The 20236-nt window shown below is 65.3% G+C and carries 20 protein-coding genes; 12 read left to right on the forward strand and 8 right to left on the reverse strand.

The window, feature by feature from the left end:
• The first annotated feature begins 25 nt into the window (after positions 1-25).
• Positions 26-1387: a sigma-54-dependent transcriptional regulator gene (locus TMPK1_RS14580; RefSeq protein WP_420243801.1), complete on the forward strand. Its 1362-nt coding sequence runs from the start codon at positions 26-28 to the stop codon at positions 1385-1387.
• A complete protein-coding gene (locus TMPK1_RS14585) occupies positions 1377-2729 on the forward strand; it encodes a sensor histidine kinase (RefSeq protein ID WP_420243802.1) in 1353 nt (450 codons plus the stop codon). The genes TMPK1_RS14580 and TMPK1_RS14585 overlap by 11 nt, the downstream gene beginning before the upstream one ends.
• On the opposite strand, the gene TMPK1_RS14590 is transcribed toward TMPK1_RS14585, so the two are convergent.
• Both TMPK1_RS14590 and dapB read right to left on the reverse strand, forming a co-directional pair.
• Entirely contained in the window at positions 2699-3178 is a 480-nt protein-coding gene (locus tag TMPK1_RS14590) for a GNAT family N-acetyltransferase (RefSeq protein WP_420243803.1), read from the reverse strand. The two genes, TMPK1_RS14585 and TMPK1_RS14590, sit on opposite strands and share 31 nt — an antisense overlap.
• A 9-nt stretch (positions 3179-3187) precedes the next feature.
• Entirely contained in the window at positions 3188-3988 is an 801-nt protein-coding gene (gene dapB / locus TMPK1_RS14595; RefSeq protein WP_420245671.1) for a 4-hydroxy-tetrahydrodipicolinate reductase, read from the reverse strand.
• Positions 3989-4042: 54 nt separating this feature from the next.
• On the opposite strand from dapB, the gene TMPK1_RS14600 reads away from it, so the two are divergent.
• Together TMPK1_RS14600 and TMPK1_RS14605 are read left to right on the forward strand one after the other, a co-directional pair.
• On the forward strand, positions 4043-4753 hold the full coding sequence (locus TMPK1_RS14600; protein WP_420243804.1) for a leucine-rich repeat domain-containing protein: 711 nt from the start codon (positions 4043-4045) through the stop codon (positions 4751-4753).
• A 74-nt stretch (positions 4754-4827) separates the two neighbouring features.
• Positions 4828-5751, forward strand: a complete 924-nt coding sequence (locus TMPK1_RS14605; protein ID WP_420243806.1) for a TraB/GumN family protein — start codon at positions 4828-4830, stop codon at positions 5749-5751.
• 4 nt (positions 5752-5755) lie between these two features.
• Here TMPK1_RS14605 and dnaJ read toward each other — a convergent pair whose 3' ends face one another.
• From dnaJ to hrcA, 5 genes are all read right to left on the reverse strand, one after another.
• Positions 5756-6898 (reverse strand): molecular chaperone DnaJ, encoded by a 1143-nt coding sequence (gene dnaJ, locus TMPK1_RS14610; protein ID WP_420243807.1) that lies wholly within the window; start codon positions 6896-6898, stop codon positions 5756-5758.
• Positions 6899-6901: 3 nt separating this feature from the next.
• Positions 6902-7273 carry a RidA family protein gene (locus tag TMPK1_RS14615; protein WP_420243809.1) on the reverse strand — a complete coding sequence of 124 codons (372 nt, stop codon included), beginning with the start codon at positions 7271-7273 and terminating at the stop codon, positions 6902-6904.
• A 138-nt stretch (positions 7274-7411) separates the two neighbouring features.
• A complete protein-coding gene (gene dnaK / locus TMPK1_RS14620) occupies positions 7412-9334 on the reverse strand; it encodes a molecular chaperone DnaK (RefSeq protein ID WP_420243811.1) in 1923 nt (640 codons plus the stop codon).
• Positions 9335-9569: 235 nt separating this feature from the next.
• Positions 9570-10184, reverse strand: a complete 615-nt coding sequence (locus TMPK1_RS14625) for a nucleotide exchange factor GrpE (RefSeq protein ID WP_420243812.1) — start codon at positions 10182-10184, stop codon at positions 9570-9572.
• Positions 10185-10192: 8 nt separating this feature from the next.
• Positions 10193-11218: a heat-inducible transcriptional repressor HrcA gene (gene hrcA, locus TMPK1_RS14630; protein ID WP_420243814.1), complete on the reverse strand. Its 1026-nt coding sequence runs from the start codon at positions 11216-11218 to the stop codon at positions 10193-10195.
• An 88-nt stretch (positions 11219-11306) separates the two neighbouring features.
• On the opposite strand from hrcA, the gene rph reads away from it, so the two are divergent.
• From rph to TMPK1_RS14650, 4 genes are all read left to right on the forward strand, one after another.
• Positions 11307-12023, forward strand: coding sequence for a ribonuclease PH (gene rph, locus TMPK1_RS14635; RefSeq protein WP_420243816.1), 717 nt, complete (start codon positions 11307-11309; stop codon positions 12021-12023).
• A complete protein-coding gene (rdgB, locus tag TMPK1_RS14640) occupies positions 12023-12637 on the forward strand; it encodes an RdgB/HAM1 family non-canonical purine NTP pyrophosphatase (RefSeq protein ID WP_420243818.1) in 615 nt (204 codons plus the stop codon). The genes rph and rdgB overlap by 1 nt, the downstream gene beginning before the upstream one ends.
• 39 nt (positions 12638-12676) lie before the next feature.
• A complete protein-coding gene (hemW, locus tag TMPK1_RS14645) occupies positions 12677-13831 on the forward strand; it encodes a radical SAM family heme chaperone HemW (RefSeq protein ID WP_420243819.1) in 1155 nt (384 codons plus the stop codon).
• Positions 13832-13893: 62 nt separating this feature from the next.
• Positions 13894-16170, forward strand: coding sequence for a DUF6600 domain-containing protein (locus TMPK1_RS14650; RefSeq protein ID WP_420243821.1), 2277 nt, complete (start codon positions 13894-13896; stop codon positions 16168-16170).
• Positions 16171-16187: 17 nt separating this feature from the next.
• On the opposite strand, the gene TMPK1_RS14655 is transcribed toward TMPK1_RS14650, so the two are convergent.
• Entirely contained in the window at positions 16188-17342 is a 1155-nt protein-coding gene (locus TMPK1_RS14655; protein WP_420243822.1) for a penicillin-binding protein activator, read from the reverse strand.
• Between TMPK1_RS14655 and rsmI the strand changes: the two genes are divergently transcribed.
• From rsmI to TMPK1_RS14675, 4 genes are read left to right on the forward strand one after another with little or no spacing between them, the layout of a single operon-like run.
• Entirely contained in the window at positions 17336-18292 is a 957-nt protein-coding gene (gene rsmI, locus TMPK1_RS14660) for a 16S rRNA (cytidine(1402)-2'-O)-methyltransferase (protein ID WP_420243824.1), read from the forward strand. The genes TMPK1_RS14655 and rsmI overlap by 7 nt on opposite strands.
• Entirely contained in the window at positions 18276-18659 is a 384-nt protein-coding gene (locus TMPK1_RS14665; RefSeq protein WP_420243825.1) for a YraN family protein, read from the forward strand. Before rsmI ends, TMPK1_RS14665 begins: the two co-directional genes overlap by 17 nt.
• A gap of 27 nt (positions 18660-18686) precedes the next feature.
• The gene (locus TMPK1_RS14670) at positions 18687-19355 is read left to right on the forward strand and encodes a BON domain-containing protein (RefSeq protein ID WP_420243826.1); all 669 of its coding nucleotides are present in this window, start codon (positions 18687-18689) and stop codon (positions 19353-19355) included.
• The gene (locus tag TMPK1_RS14675; protein ID WP_420243828.1) at positions 19352-20188 is read left to right on the forward strand and encodes a SirB1 family protein; all 837 of its coding nucleotides are present in this window, start codon (positions 19352-19354) and stop codon (positions 20186-20188) included. The genes TMPK1_RS14670 and TMPK1_RS14675 overlap by 4 nt, the downstream gene beginning before the upstream one ends.
• Positions 20189-20236 lie beyond the last annotated feature (48 nt).

Consider the following 20236-nt stretch of genomic DNA (forward strand, 5'->3'; position numbering starts at 1 on the left):
GGACAGTCACTGTACGGTGGCGGACATGGAGCAAACGCCCACCATCCGCGTGGCCGTCGTCGACGACGATCCGGACATCCGCACTGCCGCGCGGCTGGCCCTGTCGCGCCATGTCGGCGAGGTCGTGATCGAGCCGCGGCCCGAAGCGGTCGATCCGACCGCGTTCGACGTCGTGCTGCTGGACATGAATCTCGCCACCGGTGCGCGCGACGGGCGCGACGGGTTGGACTGGCTGCAACGGCTGCGCGCCGCCGATCCGACCGTGTCGGTCGTGTTGATGACTGCGTTCGGTTCGATCGGGCTTGCGGTCGAAGCGATGAAACACGGCGCCGCCGATTTCGTGTTGAAGCCGTGGCAGAACGAACGGCTGATCGCGACCGTCACCGCCGCGGCTGCATTGGCGCAGTCGCGTCGTGCCGGCGTCGCGTTGGAATCACGTCACCGCGCGCTAGCTGCATCAACGACGAGTCCAAGCGGCGACATCGTCGCCGCGGCACCCGCCATGTTGGCGGCGCTGGCCCTGCTGAAACGCGCCGCACCCAGCGGCGCCAACGTTCTGTTGCTGGGCGAAAGCGGTACCGGCAAGGGCGTGCTTGCGCGCGAACTGCATCGCATGTCGGCGCGCGCCGACAAGCCATTCGTCACCGTCGATCTCGGCGCGGTGCCTGAAAGCCTGTTTGAAAGCGAGCTGTTCGGCCACAAGCGCGGCGCCTTCACCGATGCGAAAGAAGATCGCCCCGGGCGCTTTGTTGCCGCCGACGGCGGCACACTATTTTTGGATGAGATCGGCAATCTGCCGCCGCATCTGCAGCGCAAGTTGCTGACCGTGCTGGAACGGCAAGAAGTCATTCCGGTTGGCGGCGATCAGGCCGTGCGCATCGACGTGCGGTTGATCACCGCGACCAACCTGCCGCGCTTGGAGCTGGCGCGCGAAGCGGTGTTCCGCCAGGACCTTCTCTACCGCGTCAACACGGTCGAAGTCGCCTTGCCGCCGTTGCGCGAGCGACGCGAAGACATTGCGGCACTGCTCGAACATTTCCTGGCGCTCTATGCGCGCAAGCACCAGCAGCCGCGGCGGCGCTTGACGTCGTCGGTGCTGGAAGCGCTGGAAGCTTACGGTTGGCCCGGCAATGTGCGCGAGCTGCAGCACGCGGTCGAACGCGCCACGATCCTGGCCAGCGACGACGCGCTGACGGTCGAAGATTTTCCGATGCTGGCGGCACCGCGCAGCGCCACGACGACCGACGCGGCGACCTTGGATTCGATGGAGCGCGGCGCGGTCGAACGCGCACTCGCCGCACATGGCGGCAATATCAGCCGCGCGGCTGCTGCACTGGGACTGACGCGCGCGGCACTCTACCGGCGCATCGAAAAACATGGGCTCTGACGCGTTCGCCCTGGCGCTGCGCGCGGTTGCTGCTGCCGGGCTCGGCACCATGGCCGCGTGGCTGGTGATCGCAACCCAATGGTATGCGAGCGCACTGCTCTGCGCGTTGCTGTCGCTGGCTGCGTCGGTCGCGTTCGCACATCGCCTGTCGGCGCCCAACCGCGAGCTGTCGCGTTGGCTGGACGGCGTGCGCGACGACGCGCCGAGCGGCGACCAGGCGCTCAGCCGTACACCGTTGGGTCCCGCTATTCGTGCCGCAACCGACGCGTTGCGCGCGCGCCGCGCCGCAGCCGAAGCGGAACGTGCGGCACTGACGGCGCTGGTCGAAACCGTGCCGTCGGCGCTGCTTGCGATCGACGATGCGGGCCGCGTGCGCGCGCTCAATCGTGGCGCGCGCGCGCTGCTCGAGCGGCGCGAACAGAATCTCGACGATCTGGCGCGGCTGGGGCCCGACTGGCCCGCAACCTTGGGCAATCTTGGGCCCGGCGGACGCGCGCTACTGCGCGGTTTGGACGGGCGACGCTGGGCTGCACTTGGACGCGAGCTGCGCATCGACGGCGCGCGTTCGCGCCTGGTGTCGCTGCAGGATATTCGACTCGAGCTGGAAGCAACCGAGACCGGCGCCTGGGCCGAGCTGGTGCGCGTGCTGGCGCATGAAATCAATTCGTCGCTGACGCCGATCGCGTCGCTCAGCGCATCGGTGCAGCCGTTGCTGGCCGAGGCGCGTGTCACATCCGACGCGCGCACGGCCCAAACAATCGAAGAAGCCGAAATGGCGATGGAGGTCGTGGCGCGACGCAGCGCCGGGCTGATGCGTTTCGTCGACGGCTATCGCCGCGTCGCGCAAGTGCCGCGACCGGTCGTGCGCAAAGTCGAGGTCGCAACCATCTTCGCGCACATGACGGCGTTGTTCGCGCCCGAAGCAACCAAGCGCGGCATTGCCTGGTCGGTTGATATCCGTCCGCAGGATCTGTCGCTGCAAGGCGACGGCGACATGCTGGAACAGGCGTTGGTCAATCTGATCCGCAACGCATTCGAAGCGCTCGCCGATCGTGATGGCGGCACAGTTGCGCTGGAAGCGCGCGTCGAACCGGGATTGGTGCGTCTGTCGGTGTTGGATGACGGGCCGGGTTTCGCCGACGCGCCCGACCGGTTGTTCGTGCCGTTCTTCACCACCAAGCCGGACGGATCCGGCATCGGTCTCAGCCTGGTGCGCCAGATTGCGTTGGCCCATGGCGGTACCACCGAAGCGGCAACGCGCGCGACCGGCGGTGCGATGTTGACCTTGGTGTTGCCGGTGACGGGCGACGCTCAGCCGGCGTCGCTGGCCAGCAGCGAATAAATCACCAGAGAGACGTAGCCGCTGTCGGTGCGCGCCGCTTCGCGCAGCAGGCCTTCGCGCACGAAGCCTTCGCTTTCATACAGGCCTTGCGCGCGCACATTGTGCTCGTACGTGTCGAGCCAGAGCCGGTGCGCGCCGTGTTCGGCGAAAGCGAAATGCCGGCACCAGCGAATGGCGGCTCGGCCGTGGCCTTTGCCTTTGGTTTCGACCACGACGCGCTTCAGTTCGATGTCGCGATCGGGACTCAGCAGGCCGCGCAGGATCGCATAGCCGACCGCGTCGCCGTCTTGTTCGAACACGACATGCGCGATGTTGGGATCGCCGAACCAGGCGCGATGCTGGTCGCGCGTCGAGCCTTTGATCCAGCCCGCTTCGCGCTCGGCCGTTTCGAGCCGCAGGATCCAGTCGAGATCCTCGTCGCGCGTCGGCCGCCCCCTAAAGTCGATCATTGAAGCCGGTCATGTCAGACCCAGCACGTCGTCCATGTCGTAGAGGCCGGGTTTCTGTTTCGCGACCCACAAGGCCGCGCGCACGGCGCCGGTCGCAAAGACTTCGCGCGAGGTGGCGCGATGGCCGAGTTCGAGACGTTCGCCAGCGGCTGCGAAATACACGGTGTGATCGCCGGCAACGTCGCCGCCGCGCAGCGTGGCAAAGCCGATCGTGCCGGGCTCGCGCGCGCCGGTGTGACCGTCGCGTTCTTTGACCCAGACGTTTTCGAGTTGGACGTTGCGGCCCGCGGCAACCGCGCGGCCCAACGCCAGCGCGGTACCCGACGGCGCGTCGACTTTGGCGTTGTGGTGCATTTCGACGATCTCCGCGTCGTAGTCCGGACCAAGCACCGTCGCAGCCTGGCGCACCAATGCGCGCAGCAGCGTGACGCCGACCGAGTAGTTGGCCGAGCGGATCACCGGGAAATCTTTGGCGAAGGCAGCGATCGCGCTTTCCTGCGGCGCTTGCAATCCGGTCGTGCCGATCACCAGCGCGGTTTTGGTCGCGCGTGCGGCGGCGAGATGCGCGTCGAGCGCACCGGGCGCGGTGAAATCGATGGCGACGTCGGCCTGCGCGAACGCGGCGGCGACATCATCGACGATCTTCACGTTGGCGGCGCGTGCGCCGGCCAGAACGCCCGCGTCCTGCCCGATCACCTCGCTGCCGGCGCGGTCGCTGGCGCCAGCCAGCACGGCACCGTTCGTTGCCTCGATGGTGCGGATCAGGGCGCGGCCCATACGGCCGCCGGCGCCGAGCACGGCGATACGAATGTCGCTCATGGATTTGGGGTAGCGCTTGCCGCGCGCGATGGCTAGAGCGGATGCATGTCCAAACTGAGTCTGCGTGGCCAGAACCTGCCGACGGTTCCGCCGGACATTTTCGCGCAAACCGAACTGGAACAGCTCGATCTCGGTGAGATCGGTCTCACCGTGCTGCCCGATGCGATCGGCGCCCTGACCAAGTTGCGCGAACTCTGCATCGCCACCAACGCGCTGACGGCGCTGCCGGCGACAATCGGAACGCTGACACGGCTCGAGATGCTCGATCTCAGCCATAATCCGCTGGCCGCACTGCCCGACCTGTCGCAACTGACGCGGCTGCGTTTCCTCTATTCCGCCGGCCAGCGTCTTGCGCAGGTGCCCGGCTGGATCGGCGCGTTGCGCGCGCTCGAATATCTCAATCTCGGCAGCAACCCAATTGCGGCCTTGCCGGAGTCGATCGGCGAGCTGTCGGCGCTGCGCGAGCTGCGGTTGGAAGAAATGCAGCTCGGCTCGCTGCCCACGAGCTTCGCGAAGTTGCACGCGCTGCAGGAATTGTCGTTGCGCAAAACCAGGATCGGCGTGCTGCCCGATTGCATCGGCGCCCTGCCGTCGCTGGAGATGCTGGATCTGCGCAGTTGCGGTCTGCGCGCCTTGCCCGACACGCTTGCGACCTTGCCGCGCTTGCGCAAGCTGGACCTGCGCTGGAACGAAATCGATCCGATGCCGCGCTGGCTCGACGCGCTATTGGGCAACGGATGCCGCGTCTATCGCTGAAGCTTTGTCGCCATAATTTGCCGCGTCCGCCTGTGGTACGAGCGCCTCCGTCATCGTCACCATCGGGAGAGGTCATGCGGTTCACCGCCTTGTTCGCCGTCATGCTGGCCGCGCTGCCGGTGCAGGCGCAGACAGCGCCCGACTGGACCGACGAACTGGTGGTCGAAGCGCGCGCGCCCGGGCCGGTCTTCTGGCGCATCGCATCCGACACGAGCGAAGTCTGGGTGCTGGGACGTTTGCCCGCGCTACCTGCAGGTCAGCCCTGGAATAGCGCGCGGCTGGAGTCGCTGTTGCGCGGCGCGCGCGCAGTGATCACGCCGCCGCGCGCCACGGCGGGCCTGTTCACCGTCATCGGCATGTTGGGCGATCTGCGTCTGCCCGACGAAGGGCGGATCGAAGACCATATTTCCAGCGCAGCTTTGTCGTCGCTGGTCGATACCGCACTGGCGATCGGCCAGACGGGCGGGCGCTATACGCGATTGAAGCCCGTCGTCGCTGCGTTTCTGCTGCGCGGCGATGCAGATAAATTCCTGCAGCTGCAACCGCAACAGCCGAACGGGCGCTTGTTCGATCTGGCGCGCAAAGCGCGCGTGAAGCTGCAGGACGGCGAAGATTACGACGCGGGCCCGTTGATGCGCGAACTCGCGGCGCTGCCAGCGGAAGAGTCCGAAGCCTGCATGCGCCAATCGCTCGACGACGTGCAGTTTCAGATGGCGCATGCGGTGCCCGCGGCAGACGCCTGGGCGCGCGGCGACCTGAAGACGTTGCGCGCGCATGTGCGCGAGCCGGCTTTCAATGCCTGTATGAAAAAGACCGCCAGCTATCAGGCGATGGAAGCGCGCGCGGTCGATGATATCGTCGCTGCACTGACCGACGCGCTGCGCCAGCCGGGCAAAAGCGTCGCCGTGTTCGACATCAATGCGCTGCTGGCGCGGCAGAGCGGCGCCTTCGACCGGCTGCGCGCGATGGGCTATCGCATCGACGCGCCGACGGATTAGCGCGCTACTCGGTCAGGTCTTCCCACAGCTCCTTTACCTTGCTGAAGAAGCCTTCTGATTGCGGGTTGTGGCTTTTGCCGCCGTCGGTCTTTTCGAATTCGCGCAGCAGCTCTTGCTGCTTCTTCGACAGATTGACCGGCGTTTCGACCGCGACCTCGATGTAGAGATCGCCGCGCGTTGACGAGCGCAGCACCGACATGCCTTTGCCGCGCAGACGGAATTGCTGACCCGACTGCGTACCGGCGGGCACGTTCACTTTGGTGCGCTTGCCTTCGATGGTCGGCACTTCGATCGAACCGCCCAACGCTGCGGTCGTGACCGGCAACGGCACGCGGCAATGCAGATCGGCGCCGTCGCGTTGGAAGAAACGATGCGGGCGCACAGCCAGGAACACGTAGAGATCGCCCGGTGGCGCGCCGCGTAGGCCCGGCTCGCCTTCGCCGGTCAGGCGAATGCGCGTGCCGTCTTCGACGCCGGCCGGGATGTTCACCTGCAGCGTCTTGTCTTTGCGCGTGCGGCCCGAGCCACCACAATTCTTGCAAGGATTCTTGATGATCTTGCCGGCGCCCGCGCAGGTGCCGCAGGTCCGTTCGATCGTGAAGAAGCCTTGCTGTGCGCGCACGCGACCATTGCCGGCGCAAGTCGGGCAGGTCACCGGCTGCGCGCCGCCTTCGGCGCCAGTGCCTTTGCACACGTCGCACGCAGCGAAGGACGGAACTTTGATCGTCGAGTTCGAACCGGCGAACGCGTCTTCCAAGCCGATTTCGAGATTGTAGCGAAGGTCGCTGCCACGGCGAACGCCGCCTTGCCCGCCAGCGTCGGCACGGCGACCCATCATGTCGCCGAACATCTCGTCGAAAATATCCGAGAAGGACGCGCCAAAGCCGAAGCCACCGGCGCCTGCGCCGCCACCGCCGCCATTTTCAAAGGCGCGATGACCGAACTGGTCGTAGGCAGCGCGCTTCTGATCGTCCTTCAGGACGTCGTACGCTTCGCTGATCTCTTTGAATTTCTGTTCGGCGTTCTTGTCACCCTGGTTTTTGTCGGGGTGATATTTCATCGCCATCGAGCGATAGGCTTTTTTCAGCTCATCGCCGCTTGCGCCTTTTTGGACGCCGAGTGTTTCGTAGTAATCCGCCTTGGCCATGGCTCAGTTCTCGACGTGCGCGGTCATCATGATCGACACCAGCACGTTCGGCAGCTCGACGCCGAGCTTGGTCACCGCACGCGCCGGCGGCTCGGTCGGGAAGACCTTGGCGTATTCTTCGTTCATGCCCGCGAAGTCGGCGGGATTGGTCAGCAGAACGGTGACTTGCGCGACGTCATCCAAGGTCGCGCCGCCCGCTTCGAGGATGGCTTTGCAGTTGCGTAGCGCCTGCCGCGTCTGTTCTTGAATCGTCGTGCCCGACATCTGCTTGGTCGCCGTGTCGATTCCGGTCGTTCCTGAAACGTAGATCGTCGATCCGACCCGCACGCCTTGGCTGTAGAGCGGCGAGCTGGGCGCCTGCTCAGTCCTGATCACCGTCTTCTTCATCCCCGACTTTCTAAATCACGTTCGGGCTAAATCACGTTCGGGACGAGCACCGCAAAGTGCTCATCCCGACGTTGTTCTTATCGGCGCGTTTCTTGACGACGCCTTATCCAATCTTGCGCAAACCAATCAGCCCGACTTACGACGATGCTCGTCGTCGACTTCGGTGAAGTCGGCGTCGACCACCTTGTCGTTCTTCGGCGCGTCATGCGCGGCACCGGCTTCGTTGGCCGGCTGCGCCGCTTCCTGGCTTTGGCGATACAACTGTTCGCCAAGCTTCATCGACACCTGGGTCAGCGCGTTCGTCTTGCTCTTGATCAACTCGACGTCGTTCTTGTCGAGCGTCTCTTTCAGCTCGGCAATCGCGGTTTCGATCGCAGTCTTGTCTTCGGCCGAAACCTTGTCGCCGAGATCGGTGACGGTTTTCTCCGACGAATAGATCAGACCGTCGGCGTTGTTGCGCGCCTCGACCAGTTCGCGCTTGTGCTTGTCTTCGGCGGCATTCAGCTCGGCCTCTTTGACCATCTTCTGAATGTCGGCTTCCGACAGGCCGCCCGAGGCCTGGATCTTGATCTGTTGTTCTTTGCCCGTCGCCTTGTCCTTGGCCGAAACCTGGACGATGCCGTTGGCGTCGATGTCGAACGTGACTTCGATCTGCGGAACGCCGCGCGGCGCCGACGGAATGCCCATTAGGTCAAACTGACCGAGCATCTTGTTGTCGGCCGCCATTTCACGCTCGCCCTGGAACACGCGGATCGTCACCGCATGCTGATTGTCTTCGGCGGTCGAGAAAGTCTGCGACTTGCGCGTCGGAATCGTGGTGTTGCGATCGATCAGGCGCGTGAACACACCACCCAGCGTTTCGATGCCGAGCGACAGTGGCGTCACGTCGAGCAACAGGACGTCTTTGACTTCGCCCTTCAGCACGCCGCCCTGAATGGCGGCGCCGATCGCGACGACTTCGTCCGGGTTCACGCCCTTGTGCGGTTCGCGGCCGAAGAACTGCTTCACGACTTCGATGATCTTCGGCATGCGCGTCATGCCGCCGACCAGAACGACTTCGTCGACTTCGTTCGCCTTGATGCCTGCGTCGGCCAGCGCCTTCTTGCACGGCTCGATCGTGCGCTGGACGAGATCGTCGACCAGCTGTTCGAGCTTGGCGCGCGTCAGCTTGATGTTGAGATGCTTCGGACCGGTCTGGTCGGCCGTGATGAACGGCAGGTTGACGTCGGTCTGGGCAGCGCTCGACAGCTCGATCTTGGCTTTTTCCGCGGCCTCTTTCAGGCGCTGCAGCGCAAGCTTGTCGCCGCGCAGGTCGATGCCCTGTTCCTTTTTGAACTCGTCCGCGAGGTAATCGATGATGCGATGGTCGAAGTCTTCACCGCCGAGGAACGTGTCGCCGTTCGTCGACTTCACTTCGAACACGCCGTCGCCGATTTCCAGGATCGACACGTCGAACGTGCCGCCACCGAGATCGTACACCGCGATCGTGCCGTGACCCTTGCGCTCCAAGCCATAGGCGAGCGCAGCCGCAGTCGGTTCGTTGATGATGCGCAGCACTTCAAGACCAGCGATGCGGCCGGCGTCTTTCGTCGCCTGGCGCTGGCTGTCGTTGAAGTAAGCCGGAACGGTGATGACCGCCTGGCTGACTTTTTCGCCGAGATAGGCTTCGGCGGTTTCTTTCATCTTGCCGAGGATCAGCGCGCTGATCTGCGACGGCGCGTATTTCTCGCCCTGCACCTCGACCCAGGCGTCGCCATTGTCGCCCGCGACCAGCTTGTAGGGCGTCGTCTTCAACGCCTTCTGCACCGCCGGGTCATCGAAGCGGCGGCCGATCAGACGCTTGATCGCGAACAGCGTCGCGTCGGGGTTGGTCACAGCCTGGCGTTTGGCCGGCTGGCCGACCAGGCGTTCGTCGCCGCTGGTGAAGGCGACCATCGAAGGCGTCGTGCGCATGCCTTCGGCGTTTTCGATCACCTTGGCCTGGCTGCCTTCCATGACCGCGACGCACGAATTGGTCGTGCCGAGGTCGATACCAATTACCTTGCTCATTCCATCGTCCCCTTGTTTCGGCAAATCGCTTGGGCAGCCCGCACTTGCGTCGGCGCCGGCCCCGATCCCCTTCGAGAAATTCAAACCTGGTTGCCCGGCCTCAGCAGCGGCGCCCAAACCCTGGCTGGGCCAAGGGTTTTTCGGTGGGCGGCCGGGCCGCGAAGCGAGTCACATATAGGGAGGGTTTTCCGGCCTGCAACCGTTGCCAGAGCAACCACTTACCCCTTTTGGGGCCCTACGCCTTGGTATCGACGATCCGTTCGCGCTCGGTCGCAGCCTTGGCGACGCCGACCCGGGCCGGTCGCAGCAAACGGTCGCTGATCGTCCAGCCATTCTGGAAGACCTGCACCACCGTGCCGGGCGGCACGTCGTCGGCCACCAGCTCGACCATCGCTTCGTGCACGTTCGGATCGAACACCGCACCCTGCGCCGCAACCGGCTTGATGCCGGCGCGATCGAAGGCGGCGAACAATTCGCGCTCGGTCGCTTCGATGCCGCCCAGCAGATTTTTCATGCCGGCATCGGCGACCTGACCGGCCGGCGCCGCTTCCAGCGCGCGGCGCAGATTGTCGGCAACGTTCAACAGATCGCCGGCGAATTTACGCACCGCGAATTTCGCCGTGTCTTCGCGTTCGCGCTCGCTGCGACGACGCACATTTTCGGTCTCAGCCAGCGCGCGCAGCAGCTTGTCTTTCAGCGACGCCGCTTCGGCTTCCGCAGCGGCAACGCGCGCCGCCATGTCTTCACCAACCGACGGTGCGGTCGGCTGTCCTTCGCTCGGCCGGTCGGGGCTCGAAAGCGTGTCTGCAGGCGCTGTTTCCTGCGCCGGTTCGTTGGTTTGATCGCTCATCTCTTGTCCTATCCGATAAGCCGGCCGACCACCTTGGCGGTGTAATCGACCAGCGGAATAATCCGCGCGTAATTGATGCGCGTTGGGCCGATCACGCCGATCGCACCCACCACCTGTTCGTTGCGGTTGGTGTAGGGCGCGACGATCATCGAGCAGCCCGCATGCGCGAACAACGCGTTGTGCGCGCCGATGAAAATCTGCACGCCTTCTGCGTCGTTGGTCACTTCGAGCAGCTTCAACATCGTCTCGCGCGTTTCCAGCGCGTCGAACAACGATCGAATGCGCGTGAGATCGTTGAGTTCGGTGACGTCGTCAAGCAGGGCCGACTGGCCGCGCACGATCAATTGCCCGGTCTGGTCGGCGCGCACCGCCAAGCCCGCTTCGACGACTTTGGTCGTCAGCTCGTCGAGCTCGGTGCGACGTGCTTCGATTTCGATCATCACTTCGCGGCGCGCTTCGTCGACGGTGCGGCCAGCCAGCCGGGCGTTGAGATAATTCGACGCCATCACCAGCGAGCCGACCGGCAGGCCCAGCGGCACTTCGACGACGCGGTTTTCGACCAGCCCGTCTTCGGTCACCAGCACGACCAGGGCCCGTCCGGGTCCCAACGACACGAATTCCAGGTGTTTCAGCGGCCGGTCGGTCTTGGGCGCGACGACCAGCCCGGTCAGGCCCGACAGGCCCGACAGCGCCATCGACGCCTGTTCCAGCATGTCGTTCACCGACCGCCCCGACCCGTGCATGCGGGCTTCGACCGCGGTGCGCTCGTCCGCCGTCAGCTGGCCGACCTGCAGCAAACCATCGACGAACAGCCGCAATCCGGCATCGGTCGGCAGGCGCCCGGCCGAGGTATGCGGCGCATAGAGCAGGCCCGCCTCTTCCAGATCCGCCATCACATTGCGGATCGTGGCGGGCGACAGCGAGCCCAGCTTGCGGCTGATCGTGCGCGATCCGACCGGGTCGCCCGTCTCGACATAGGCGTCGATGACGTGGCGCAGGATCTCGCGCGCGCGTTTGTTGAGGTCGGAATGCATGGGTGGCCCGGAAAATAGGAAGCGCGGTTGCCCCGTGCAACCGCCGGCACTAGGGTCCCGCGCCCCAGAACCCCGCAGGATCACGACTATGCGCCCGTCCGGCCGCGCCAACGACCAGCTTCGTCAGATCATCTTGGAGACCGGCTTCTCCAAGCATGCCGAAGGATCCTGCCTGGCCAAATTCGGCGATACGCATGTGCTTTGTACCGCCACGGTCGAAAGCACGTCGCCGCGCTGGCTGAAGGGCACCGGGCTCGGCTGGGTCACTGCCGAATACGGCATGCTGCCGCGCGCCACCAACACCCGCACCGATCGCGAAGCGGCCAAGGGCCGCCAATCGGGCCGCACGCAAGAGATCCAGCGACTGATCGGCCGCTCGCTGCGTGCCGTCGTGGATCGCAAGGCGATGGGCGAAATCCAGATCCGTCTCGATTGCGACGTGCTGCAGGCCGATGGCGGTACCCGTACAGCCGGCATCACCGGCAGCTGGGTCGCGTTGCATCTCGCCTTTCAGCACCTGGTCAAAATCGGCCAGCTGACTGCGATCCCGCTGACCGATCACGTCGCTGCAATCAGCTGCGGCCTGCATGAAGAACGCGCCGTGCTGGATCTCGACTATGTCGAAGATTCTGCGGCACAGGCCGACGCGAATTTCGTGCTGACCGGTCGCGGCGGCATCGTCGAAATTCAGGCCACCGCCGAAGAACGTCCGTTCGAAGAAACGCAATTCAACGAGTTGCTGCGCCTGGCGCGCAAAGGCATCGGCGAGTTGGTCGAACAGCAGAAGCGCGCAATCGGCGGCTGATGACAGTCCGCAAGTTCGACGGCAGCACGATCGTCGTCGCGAGTCACAATCACGGCAAGGTGCGCGAGATCGCGGCGCTGCTGGCGCCGTACGCGCAAAGCTTTCCCAGCGCCGGCGAACTTGGACTGGCGGAGCCGGACGAACCCGGTTGCACCTTCGTGCAGAACGCCGCGATCAAAGCGCGCGCGGCGGCGACTGCGTCGGGACATCCGGCACTGGCCGATGATAGCGGTCTTGTCGTGCCCGCCTTGGGCGGCGCGCCAGGCCTCTATTCGGCTCGCTGGGCCGGCGGCGGCAACAAGGATTTCGCGGGCGCCATCGCGCGCGTCGAACGCGAGTTGGGCGACGGTACTGATCGCCGCGCGCATTTCGTCGCCGCGATCGCGCTGGCCTGGCCCGACGGTCATATCGAAGCCGTCGAAGGTGCGGTCTACGGCACGCTCACCTTCCCGCCGCGCGGACAAAAAGGATTCGGCTACGATCCGATCTTCGTCGGCGACGGGCAGACGATTACGTTTGCCGAAATGGATCCCGCCGAGAAACACGCGATCAGCCATCGCGCCATTGCTTTCCGGAAACTCGTTGCACGTTGTTTTCGGCCCGTTCGATCGTGAAGGGCGCAGCCCGCAACGTGAATCGATCGGGCAAATGAAATGACAAACGACGAGCGCGGCTTCGGCATCTACATCCATTGGCCATTCTGCTTGGCCAAATGCCCGTACTGCGATTTCAACAGTCATGTGCGCGACAAGGTCGATCAGGCCGCGTGGCGTGACGCGCTGCTGACCGAGATCGATCGCTGGGCCGAGCAGACGCAAGGCCGCACCGTCACCTCGATCTTTTTTGGCGGCGGCACGCCGTCGCTGATGCCGCCCGCAACCGTCGACGCGGTGCTGCAACAAATCGCGCAACGTTGGGCGGTCGAGCCCGATCTGGAAATCACGCTCGAAGCCAATCCGACTTCGGTCGAAGCGGCTGCGTTTGCCGATCTCGCCAAAGCCGGCGTCAATCGCGTGTCGCTGGGCGTACAGGCGCTCGACGACGAGTCGCTCAAACAACTCGGCCGTCAACATTCGGCGCGGGAAGCGTTGGATGCGGTCGCGCTGGCGGCGAAACAGTTCGCACGCTTTTCGTTCGATTTGATTTATGCGCGTCCGCACCAGACGCGCGATGCGTGGGAGCGCGAATTGCGGCAGGCGCTGACCCATGCCGACGGGCATTTGTCGGTCTATCAATTGACGATCGAGCCCGGCACCGTGTTCGAAGGCAAATTCCGCCGCGGCGAATTGCAGATCCCCGACGAAGAAACCCAAGCGGTTTTGTACGAAGACACGCAGGCGATTTTGCGCGACGCGGGCATGCCTGCGTATGAGATCTCGAACCACGCGCGACCGGGTGCGGAGTCGCGCCACAACCTGACCTATTGGCGCTATGGCGACTATGTCGGCATCGGGCCCGGCGCGCATGGGCGCGTGACGATCGACGGCGTCAAATACGCGACGCGCGCGCATCGCGCGCCCGAGATCTGGCTTGAACGCGCTGCAGCAAACACGACCACCGATCGCACGCGGATCGAACCAGCCGAGCGCGGAACCGAAGCGCTGTTGATGGGGTTGCGTCTGGTCGAAGGCGTTCCCTTGCAACGGTTGACCCATGAAGCGGGCGTACCACTGTCGCGCGTGATTGATCTTGAGGCGGTCGCGCGATTGGAGCGCGGCGGCTTCGTACGAATGAGCGACGAACGTCTAGTTGCAACAGCGGCCGGGCTCGAACGGCTAAACGCGGTTCTCGCTGCACTGGTCATTTGACCGCCTTAATTTGTGTGTCAGCTTCCCGGCGTCGCTGTCACGTGTCGGGGAGAGAGGCAGTCATGCGCGCACTCTTACTGTCGATGTTGTTGCTCGCACCTGCGGTAGCGAACGCGCAGGACGGCCCGCCCGGCGCACCGCCATTGGCGCCGCAATCAGCGCAACAAGGCGATCCACCCGGCCGTGTCGGCCGTGTCGCGTTGATTGAAGGCAAGCTGAGCGAGCACGTGCCCGGCGATGCGAACTGGTTTCCCGCAACGCGCAACGATCCGGTCGCAGCGGGTTCGGGCTTTTGGGTCGAGCCGGGTGCACGCGCCGAACTTGCGGTTGGCGCCGACGCATTTCGTCTCGACGGCGGCAGCGAACTGACGGTCGAACGGCTCGACGATAACGGGACCGGCCTGGTGCTGAGCCAGGGCACATTGCGCGTCACGTCCGCGGCGCAACGTCCCTTGCGCGTCAGCACACCACGCGGCGACGTCGATCTGAACGGTCGCGCCGAATTGCATGTCGATGCCGGCAGCGAAAACGCGCCGACGCGCATCTCGGTGTTGAACGGCGAAGCGACCGTTCATACCGACGACGGCGACAGGCGTATCGGCGCTGGCGAAACCGCGCTGCTGCAAGGCACCGGCCCGTATCGCAGTGAAGTTTCGCGCGGCGTGCAGCACACGCCGTTCGACGATTGGGTCGACAAGCGCCTGCAAGGCGAACAGAAAGTCGCGGCACCGCCGAAATTCGTTTCGGCCGAAACCACCGGCTATCAAGATCTCGCCACCTACGGCACGTGGTCGGAAGAACCGAACACGGGCGCGGTCTGGTATCCGCGCGACGTGCCGGAAGATTGGGCGCCCTATCGCTATGGCCATTGGCGCTATGTCGCGCCATGGGGCTACACCTGGGTCGACGATTCACCCTGGGGCTATGCGCCGTTCCACTACGGACGCTGGGCCTATGTCGGCAATCGCTGGGGCTGGGTTCCGGGCACCTACGTTGCGCGTCCGGTGTGGGCGCCGGCGCTGGTTGCGTTCGCTGCAATCGCAGCGGGCGGACCGGTCGGCTGGGTTCCGCTTGGACCGCGTGAAGTCTACCGGCCCTGGTACAACACCAGCCCGCGCTATCTGCGCGAGGTGAACGTCACGCACGTCACCAACGTCACGATCATCAATCAACGTCCCGCGACGGTGAGCTACGTCAACCGGTCCTACGCAACCGCAGCGCCGCAGCAAGTCTTCGCGCGCGGCGGTGAAATCGGACGCGCGCATGAACGTGTCGATCCGGCCCGTTTCAATCGCGCGCCGGCAGCACCGCCTGCCGCAATTCGCACCGCCTTGCCCGCGCCAGCACCGGTGGCAACGCCGGCCGCTCCGCCGCCGACGCCCGCGTTCCAAGGTCGCGTGCAACGCGGCGGCTTTGGCGCCACGAGCGCAACAGCCGGACGTCCGGGACAGCCGACGCAACCGGGCGCAGCACCGGTCGCGCAAAGCAACCTGCGTCCGGGCATGCCGAACGTGCAGCAACCCGCAACGCCGAGCGCACCTCCGTCGGCGCAAGGCGCTGCGCGTCCCGGCACGCCACCCGCCGCACAAGCGGGCGCACAGCCCGGCGCGGTGCAGCCCGGTGGTCGTCCGGCTTTGCCGCACGACAATGCGGCGCAAGCACATCCGGAACGGTTCCAGGGACAACGGCCGGAAAACTTCCAGCGTCCGGGTGGACCAACCAACCAGGCGCAACAACGTCCAGGCGGTACTGCACCAGCGACGACGCCGAACGCGACTGCAGGTGCAACCGCAAGCGGCCAAGCTGCACCCGGCACGCCGCAAGCTGCGCAGCAGCAGCAGCGCCAACGTCAACCTGACGCACAGCGTCCGGACGGCCAACGCCGTGATCAGCAGCAGCAACCGCAATCGGCCCAGACACCGGCACAGCAAGCACAGCGTCCGCAAACTGCTCCGCAGCAGCAGGCCCAACCGCAGCCGGCACAGCAACAAGCAGCCCAGCAACGTGCTGCCCAGGAAGCTGCACAACAGCGCGCGGCCCAACAGGCGCAACAGCAACAGCAGGCCCAACGCCAACAGCAGCAACAACAGGCCGCCCAACAAGCTGCGCAACAGCGTGCCGCACAAGCAGCACAGCAACAGGCACAGCAAGCTGCCCAGCAACGTGCTGCACAACAGGCGGCGCAGCAGCAGGCACAACAAGCTGCACAACAACGCGCAGCCCAGCAGGCAGCCCAACAAGCCGCGCAGCAACGCGCGGCCCAACAGGCCGCGCAGGAAGCTGCTCAGAAGAAAGACAAGAAGAAGGACCCCAACGATCCGAATGATCGGACGCGTTGAGGTGCGAGCGCCCCGCTTTAGCTGGCGGGGCGGTCGAAGGTCGGCGGCGCGGGGTCAAGCACCCGCGCCTCGCTGCCCGTAAGTTCAAGCACAGCGAGATTGCGTTCGATGCGTCCGTCCGGCCCAAAGCGGAACGGACCATCAAGCCCGGCAAAGCCCTGCGGCTGCGTCAGTGCAGCGCGATCGAACGGCACGCCCGCCGGCACGGTCTTGGCCAACGTCGCGGCCATCGCGACGGCATCGTAGGCAAGCGTCGCGAGACGCGGCGGCTTGCGTCCATAGGCAGCTTCGAAACGGCGTTCGAAATCACCACGCACAGTCGGTTCGGGCGCTGCGTACCAACCGCCGGCGAGCGCCGGATCGTTGGCGCTGGAATCGTCCCACAGACCCGTGCCGAGCAGCTGTGGTTTCTTGTCCGGCGTCACCAGTTGCGTTGCCAGGCCGCGTGCTTGTTGTCCGCCGACACCGATCAGAATTGCGTCGGTCGGCGTGTTTTTCACCGCCGCAATCGCAGCCGGCTGATTGGCGCCAAGCCGTCCAACCGACGCGATCGTCATGCCGAATTGTTTGGCCGTGTCGTTGGCGGCCGCACCGACCGCCTGGCCGTACGCATCGTCGGGCAGTAACAGCGCGACGCGCGTCATGCCGCGGCTTTGCGCATAGCCAAGCACGCGGCGCACTTGTTGCGCCGGCAACTGGCCCATCACGAATCCGTTGCCGCCCGCGACCGACGCGTCGGTCGAGAAGCTGATGACCTGCACGCCGGCGCGCGCGGCGCTGGTTTTCACCGACGGCGTCGCGCTGGCGAACAACGGACCGATGATCAGCTGCGCGCCGTCAGCGATTGCAGAGTCAGCGGCAGCGCGCGCACTGTCGGCCGAGGTGCCGGAATCGCGCGGCAGAATTTCGAACCGGTCGTCGCTGACGTCGAACAGCGCCAAGTTGGCGGCATCGAGCAGCGCGGCACCTAAGGCGCGGTCGTTGCCCGACATCGGCACCAGCAACGCGACTTTGGTACGAGGTGCTGCGGTCTTTGACGGCGTTGGCGCCGCTGCAACCGGTGCGGCGCGCGGCGTCGGCGCAAGCGCGACAGGCGGCGGTGCCTTTACCTGCGAGGCGCAGGCGGCGAGCATCGGCAACAACAAACAGGCGACGGCCGAACGCAATGCCATCAGAAGAACCCCCAGAAAAAGCCGAAAACCAACGGCCCGGACACGAAGACGGCGACCCTAGCGGCGCCGGCCCGGAACAGGAAGGCCAGGCGCCGCCGGTTCGTGCCCCGGAACCCGGCCTGCATCTGGTCGCAACGCCGATCGGCAATCTGCGCGACATCACCTTGCATGCGCTGGACGTACTGCGCGGCGCTGCCCTGATCGCGTGCGAAGACACGCGCGTGACCGCGAATCTGCTGCGCGCCTATGGCATTCGCACGGCAACGACGCCCTATCACGAGCACAATGCCGAAGCTGCCCGGCCTCGCTTGCTGGCACGGCTGCATGACGGCGAAATCATCGCGCTTGTCTCCGATGCGGGCACGCCGCTCGTGTCGGATCCCGGTTACAAGCTGGTGCGCGCCTGTATCGAAGAAGGCATCCACGTAACCGCGGCGCCCGGCGCCAGCGCGGTGCTGACCGCGCTGACCTTGTCCGGCCTGCCGCCCGACCGGTTTCTGTTCGCAGGATTTCTGCCGCCCAAATCGGCTGCGCGCCGTCGTGCAGCGGACGAGCTGGCCGAGATTCCCGCCAGCCTGATTTTCTACGAAAGCGGTCCGCGGCTTGCCGATGCGCTGGCCGATCTCGCCGCGACATTGGGCGATCGGCCGGCCGTGGTCGCGCGCGAACTGACCAAGAAGTTCGAAGAAGTCCGGCGCGGCACGCTTGCCGCACTGGCCGCCGCCTACGCGCAAGAAGGTGCGCCGCGCGGGGAGATTGCCATCGTCGTGGCACCTTTCGATCGCGAAGCTGCGGCGCCCGATGACGCGACGATCGACAAAGCCCTGCAACGCGAGCTTGCCGCCCACGGTACGAAAGAAGCCGCAGCGCGCGTCGCCGCTGAAACCGGCTTGCCGCGCCGCGCGCTCTACGCACGCGCGCTGGAACTTGCGCGTGCGCAAGACGAATAGAAAACGCGCTGAGCGCGCCGGTCGCTGGGCCGAGACATTGGCCGCAGCGTCGTTGACGTTGCGCGGCTGGCGCATTCTGGCGCGCCGCTTTCGTTGCCCGGCCGGCGAGCTGGATCTGGTTGCCAAGCGCGGCAACGTACTTGCGATCGTCGAAGTCAAAGCGCGCCGCACGCATGACGCGGCTGCATGGGCGGTGACACCCGCGTCACGGTTGCGCTTGCGCCGTGCCGCGTCTGCGTATCTCGCGCGCAATCCCGATCTGGCGCGGCTCGCCTTGCGGTTCGACGCGATGCTGGTTACGCCTTGGTCCTGGCCGCGGCATCTGGCCGGCGCCTGGGACGACGGTGCTGCGCCCGGCGATTTGTAAGTCCAGTCTCGAACCAGAGTTTTTCGCATGCGGTTGCTGCCTGCTCTCGCGCTCGTTTCGATCTTTGCGCTGCCTGGTTGCGTCGCGCCGCTGGTGATGGGCGCGGCCGGAACGGGCGCGGTCGTCGCTTCGCAGGAACGCGGTGCCGGCACCGCAGTCGACGACCAGGTCATCCGCACCAAGATCAACAAGCTTTGGTTGGATTACGATTCCGAGATGTACAGCCATCTCTGGTTGTCGGTGCAGGAAGGACGCGTGCTGGTCGCCGGCAAGCTTGAAAATCCCGAGAAGCGTCTGGCCGCTGTGCGTCTCGCCTGGCAGGTCGACGGCGTCAAAGAAGTCGCCAACGAAATTCAACTCGGCGAGCGCCCCGGCTTTGGCACCTATCTCAAAGACAGTTGGATCCTGACGCAGATCCGTTCGTCGCTGACTTTCGAACCCGAAGTCTCGTCGATGAACATCTCGCTCGAATGCGTCGACGGCATCGTCTACGTGATGGGCGTCGTGCGCGATCAACAAGAGCTGAAAGACATCATCTCGATCGCGCGCGGCATTGACGGCGTGAAGCGCGTGGTCAGTTTCGTGCGCGTCAAAGACAGCAGCGCGAAACCAGCCGCGACGACGCAGCAGGCGCCGATCGAACAACCGATCGCGCCACCGACCAATCGCGGCGTCGAACGCACACCGCTGCCATGAGCGAGCCCGATCGCGCCTGGGCTGCAACACATCTCGCGGCGCTAGCGGATTCAGACGGCACGCGTCTCGATCTCGGCGAAGCGGCGTTGGCCTTTGCCGCGTTGGATCGCGAGGTCGATCTGGCGCCCTACCGTCGCCATCTGGCGCAGCTGGCCGCCGAGTTCGATCATGCGCTGCATGCTGGCGGCGGCACGCTGCAAGACGGGCTCGACGCGTTGCGTGCGGTGCTGGTCGAACGCCACGGCTATGAAGGCGACCGCGAAAGCTACGACAATCTCGACAATGCCGATCTGACGCGCGTGATCGACCGGCGTCGCGGCCTCCCGGTCGCGCTTGGCATTTTGTGGCTGCACACGGCGCGCAGCGCTGGCTGGGACGGGTACGGGTTGGCCTTTCCGGGCCATTTCCTCATCCGCATCGCGCGGTCCGGCGACGAATCCGTGTTGCTGGATCCGTTTGCGTCGGGGCGCCGTCTTGAGACCGCCGAATTGCGCTCGCTGCTGAAATCGATCTCGGGCGCCCAGGCCGAGCTGCAGCCGGAATATTACGCACCGGTCGACGACCGCGCGGTGCTGCTGCGGCTGCAGAACAATATAAAAAGTCGTCTCATCCAGGCTGGCGAAATGCAGCGCGCGACCGACATTCTTCGACGCATGACGCGGATCGCCCCCGATCACCCCGAATTGTGGTTCGAGCTCGCGACGCTCTGCGCCGAAGCCGGCCAGATGCAGGACGCGATTGCAGCGGCCGGGCGGCACGCGCAACTTGCGCCCGTCGCGGTGCGCAGCAAGGCTGACGCGTTGCTGCAGCAACTCAAACAAAGGCTGAATTGATCGCGAAGCGATCATCCCCGCCCCCGCTTTCGCGGGGATAAACTCCGG

Origin of the sequence: Roseiterribacter gracilis, assembly GCA_018332375.1 — a bacterium.
Taxonomy (GTDB): domain Bacteria; phylum Pseudomonadota; class Alphaproteobacteria; order BOG-932; family Roseiterribacteraceae; genus Roseiterribacter; species Roseiterribacter gracilis.